The sequence below is a fragment of the Protofrankia sp. Cr2 genome (assembly GCF_963555885.1).
Classification (GTDB): Bacteria; Actinomycetota; Actinomycetes; order Frankiales; family Frankiaceae; genus Protofrankia.
On the sequence record NZ_CAUVXG010000045.1, the window covers coordinates 38,225 to 42,208 of the forward strand.

The following is a 3,984-nucleotide window of genomic DNA, read 5'->3' on the forward strand; positions in this document are numbered from 1 at the left end:
CTCATGACGACACCGGCGCCTGGGGCGACTCGCCGCGCTGCCGTGCCGCTGACCAAGCACGCACGGCAGGCGCGGCTTGCGGGCCTGATAGCCCGCGAGCCGGTTCGTTCGCAGACGGAACTGGCCCGACTGCTCGCAGCGGAGGGCGTCCAGGTCACACAGGCGACCCTGTCACGCGACCTCGAAGACCTCGGCGCGACCAAGGTGCGGGGGCCTGACGGTGCGCTGGTGTATGCAGTCGATGTCAACCTGGCGCCGACCGAGTCGGTGCGGCTGCCGCTCGGCAGGCTCTGCGAGGACCTCCTCGTTTCGGCGGAGGCCAACGGAGACCTGCTGGTCCTGCGGACCCCGGCTGGTGCCGCGCAGCTGTTCGCCTCGGCGCTGGACAGGGCGGCCTTGCCGGAGGTCATGGGCACCATCGCCGGGGACGACACGGTCCTGGTGGTCTGCCGGTCGGCCCGGCTGGCCACCGGTGATCCCTCTGGTGGCGAGGGCACGACCGGTCCCGAACTCGCCGCACGGCTGCTCGACCTCGCCGACGGGCGCTCCCGCGGTTCACTTGCCAACCTGGCTGACCCGGCCCGGCCGGCGTGACCTTCGGGGCGCAAGGATCACCTGGTTGTGGTCCGACCTTTGCTATCTGAACATATCCGGCCAGCGGCGGCGCAATGCTGGTTTTCCTCCTGTCGTCGGAGGCCCTTGATGGCGGCTGGCCGAAGGCGGCGGGATGCTGGTTTTTCTCCTGTCGTCGGAGGCCCTTGATGATGGCTGGCCGAAGGCGGCGGGATGCTGGTTTCCTCCCGTCGTCGGAGGCCCTTAATGATATTGGAGAGGTTGATCTGTGGTGACCGACCGCGTCGTACTCGCGTATTCGGGCGGCCTGGACACGTCCGTGGCCATTGGTTGGATCGGTGCCGAAACCGGCGCCGAGGTGGTCGCACTGGCTGTTGACGTCGGCCAGGGCGGTGAGGATCTTGAACTGATCCGGCAGCGGGCGCTGACCTGCGGGGCGGTGGAATCTGTCGTCGTCGACGCGCGCGAGGAGTTCGCCCGGTCGTTCGTGGCTCCGGCGATCCGCGCGAATGCTCTTTACATGGACCGTTATCCGTTGATCTCGTCATTGTCGAGGCCTGTCATCGTCCGTCATCTGGTCGAGGCGGCCCACACCTTCGGTGCCGGAGCCATTGCGCACGGCTGTACCGGCAAAGGCAACGACCAGGTCCGGTTCGAGGTGGGCGTGATGGCCCTCGCCCCGGACCTGCAGGTGCTGGCACCGGTGCGGGACTCGGGAATGACGCGGGACAAGGCGATCGCGTTCGCGGACGAGCGCAACCTGCCGATCGACGTGACCGCGCGCTCGCCCTACTCGATCGACCAGAACCTGTGGGGCCGCACCGCCGAGTGCGGCGTGCTTGAGAACCCGTGGGTGCAGCCCCCCGAGGATGTCTTCGTCTACACCGCCGACCCGACGCTCGCTCGGGAACCGGACGAGTTGACCATCGGTTTCGTCGACGGGCTGCCGGTTTCCCTGGACGGCCGACCACTTCCCCTCGTGGATCTGATCGTCGAGTTGAACCGGCGGGCGGGTGCGCAGGGCGTCGGGCGTATCGACATGATCGAGGACAGGCTGGTGGGGATCAAGAGTCGGGAGATCTACGAATGCCCGGCCGCGATCACTTTGCTCACCGCTCACCGTGACCTGGAGGACCTCACCCTTGAACGGGAGGTTGCCCGGTTCAAGCGGGGAGTGGACCAGCGCTGGGGCGAGCTTGTCTACGACGGCCTGTGGTACTCGCCGCTGCGGGCGGCACTGGACGCGTTCATCGACGCCACGAGCGCCCGGGTCAGCGGAGACGTCCGGATCCGGCTCGCCGGTGGCGTGGCGCAGGTGGTCGGACGGCGCGGTGAGGCGAGCCTCTACGACCACGCTCTCGCGACCTATGACGCGGGCGACCAGTTCGATCAGCGGGACGCACGGGGTTTCATCGAGCTGTGGGGTCTGCCGACCAAGGTGTGGTCGGCTCGTGAGCAGCGGTTGTCCCGGTGACCACGCCGGCATCCCAGCCACCGGCGCTCCAGTCACCGGCGCTCCAGTCACCGACCCGGCTGTGGGGCGGTCGTTTCGCCGGCGGGCCGGCCGAGGCGCTCGCCCGGCTGTCGGTCAGCGTCCAGTTCGACTGGCGGCTCGCCCCGTACGACCTGCGGGCTTCAGGCGCGCACGCCCGCGTCCTGCACCGCGCCGGCCTGCTCGACGACGACGAGATCACCGCGGTACTCGCGGCCCTGGATGATCTGGCCGAGGCTGTGCGAACCGGGCGGTTCCGCCCGACCGTCGACGACGAGGACGTGCACACGGCCCTGGAACGGGGTCTGCTCGAACGCCTCGGCACGCTCGGCGGCAAGCTGCGGGCGGGGCGTAGCCGCAATGACCAGGTTGCCACCGACCTGCGGATGTACCTGCGTGACCATGCCCGCCAGGTGGCGGCGTGTCTCGTCGACCTGCAGCTCGCTCTCGTCGATCAGGCGACGGCCCAGGTGGACACCCCGGCTCCCGGGATGACCCATCTCCAGCACGCCCAGCCGATCTCCTTCGCTCACCAACTGCTCGCCCACGTCCACGCGTTCGCCCGTGATGTCGACCGGTTACGGGACTGGGACCGGCGTGCCGCCGTGTGCAGTCTGGGGGCGGGTGCGCTGGCCGGGTCATCCCTTCCACTCGACCCGCAGGGCGTCGCCGTGGAGCTCGGTTTCGACTCGGCCTTCGCGAATTCGATCGACGCGGTCTCCGATCGCGACTTCGCTGCGGAGTTCCTGTTCGTGGCCGCGCTGATCGGTGTCCACCTGTCCCGGCTCGGCGAGGAGATCGTCTTGTGGACGAGCCGGGAGTTCGGCTGGGTCGAACTGGACGACGCCTTCGCCACCGGAAGTTCGATCATGCCGCAGAAGAAGAACCCGGATATCGCCGAGCTCGCTCGGGGCAAGTCCGGCCGGCTGATCGGCGCGCTCACCGGACTGCTCGTCGCGCTCAAGGGTCTGCCGCTGGCGTATGACCGTGACCTGCAGGAGGACAAGGAGCCGGTGTTCGACGCGGTCGACACCCTGTTGGTGGTCTTGCCTGCGACCGCCGGGATGGTGGCGACCATGCGGGTGCATCGCCACCGCCTCGCCGAGGCCGCGCCTGCCGGTTTCGCGCTGGCCACGGATGTGGCCGAGTACCTCGTCCGGTGCGGCGTGCCCTTCCGGGAGGCCCACGAGGCGGTCGGGCAGCTGGTGGCCTGGTGCTCCGCACACGAGCGCGAACTCGACGAGGTCGGTGACGACGACCTGGTGGCCATCAACCCGCGCCTGACCCCGGGGGTGCGCACCGTGCTCTCCGTCCAGGGGGCGCTGGAGGCTCGCTCCGCTCCGGGCGGGACGGCCCCGGTCCGGGTGCGCGAACAGCTGGCCGCCGTCACCGGCCGGCTGGCCCACGACCGCGAGTGGGCACACAGCCCCTGACGGCCCTCTGGTCAACCGCCGACCGGGTACCGGTTGCTCCCGGCAGGTCGCTGCGACCTGCCGGGAGCGGCGCTCCACCGCACGCCCCCAGGATGAGATGAGACGAGACGAGATGAGACGCGATGAGACACACGCATCTGGATGCGGGGCGCTGGCGCAGTGGCGCTCGATCCTCCCATAGCAGACAGGTACGTCAAGGCGACATTCAAACGGTGTGACGTAGCTCACAGATCAAAAGGCCGTTGACGTTTGACGTTCCCGTTCTGCACCCGTAATGTTCTCCTTGCCGGCGGAAAGCCGGGAGACACCGAAGCCAAGCCGCGACGGTGGCCCCAACCCCGGCACGACACTCACTGTGAGTGATCGGAAATATCTGTCGAGGCTGACACCGGCTGATCCGGAGCGGTTTGACTCGGCAGGATTTCACCAGTAGCTTCGAGAAAGTTGTCCCGGACGGGTATCATAAATACCCCATGGTGAACGCTT

The 3,984-nt window shown here is 68.5% G+C and carries 3 protein-coding genes; all 3 read left to right on the forward strand.

Annotated features, from left to right (window positions below; genetic code table 11):
- The first annotated feature begins 3 nt into the window (after window positions 1-3).
- The 3 genes from argR to argH all read left to right on the forward strand — a co-directional run bounded on the left by argR (window position 4) and on the right by argH (window position 3,498).
- The gene (gene argR, locus U9978_RS18185; RefSeq protein WP_322762338.1) at window positions 4-594 is read left to right on the forward strand and encodes an arginine repressor; all 591 of its coding nucleotides are present in this window, start codon (window positions 4-6) and stop codon (window positions 592-594) included.
- A 250-nt stretch (window positions 595-844) separates the two neighbouring features.
- Entirely contained in the window at window positions 845-2,047 is a 1,203-nt protein-coding gene (locus tag U9978_RS18190) for an argininosuccinate synthase (protein ID WP_322762330.1), read from the forward strand.
- The gene (gene argH, locus U9978_RS18195) at window positions 2,044-3,498 is read left to right on the forward strand and encodes an argininosuccinate lyase (RefSeq protein ID WP_322762331.1); all 1,455 of its coding nucleotides are present in this window, start codon (window positions 2,044-2,046) and stop codon (window positions 3,496-3,498) included. Before U9978_RS18190 ends, argH begins: the two co-directional genes overlap by 4 nt.
- Window positions 3,499-3,984: the final 486 nt, after the last annotated feature.

Excerpts from the sequence above, each read along its gene's own strand:
- argR (WP_322762338.1), top strand. The coding sequence starts at position 4 with ATGACGACACCGGCGCCTGGGGCGACTCGCCGCGCTGCCGTGCCGCTG.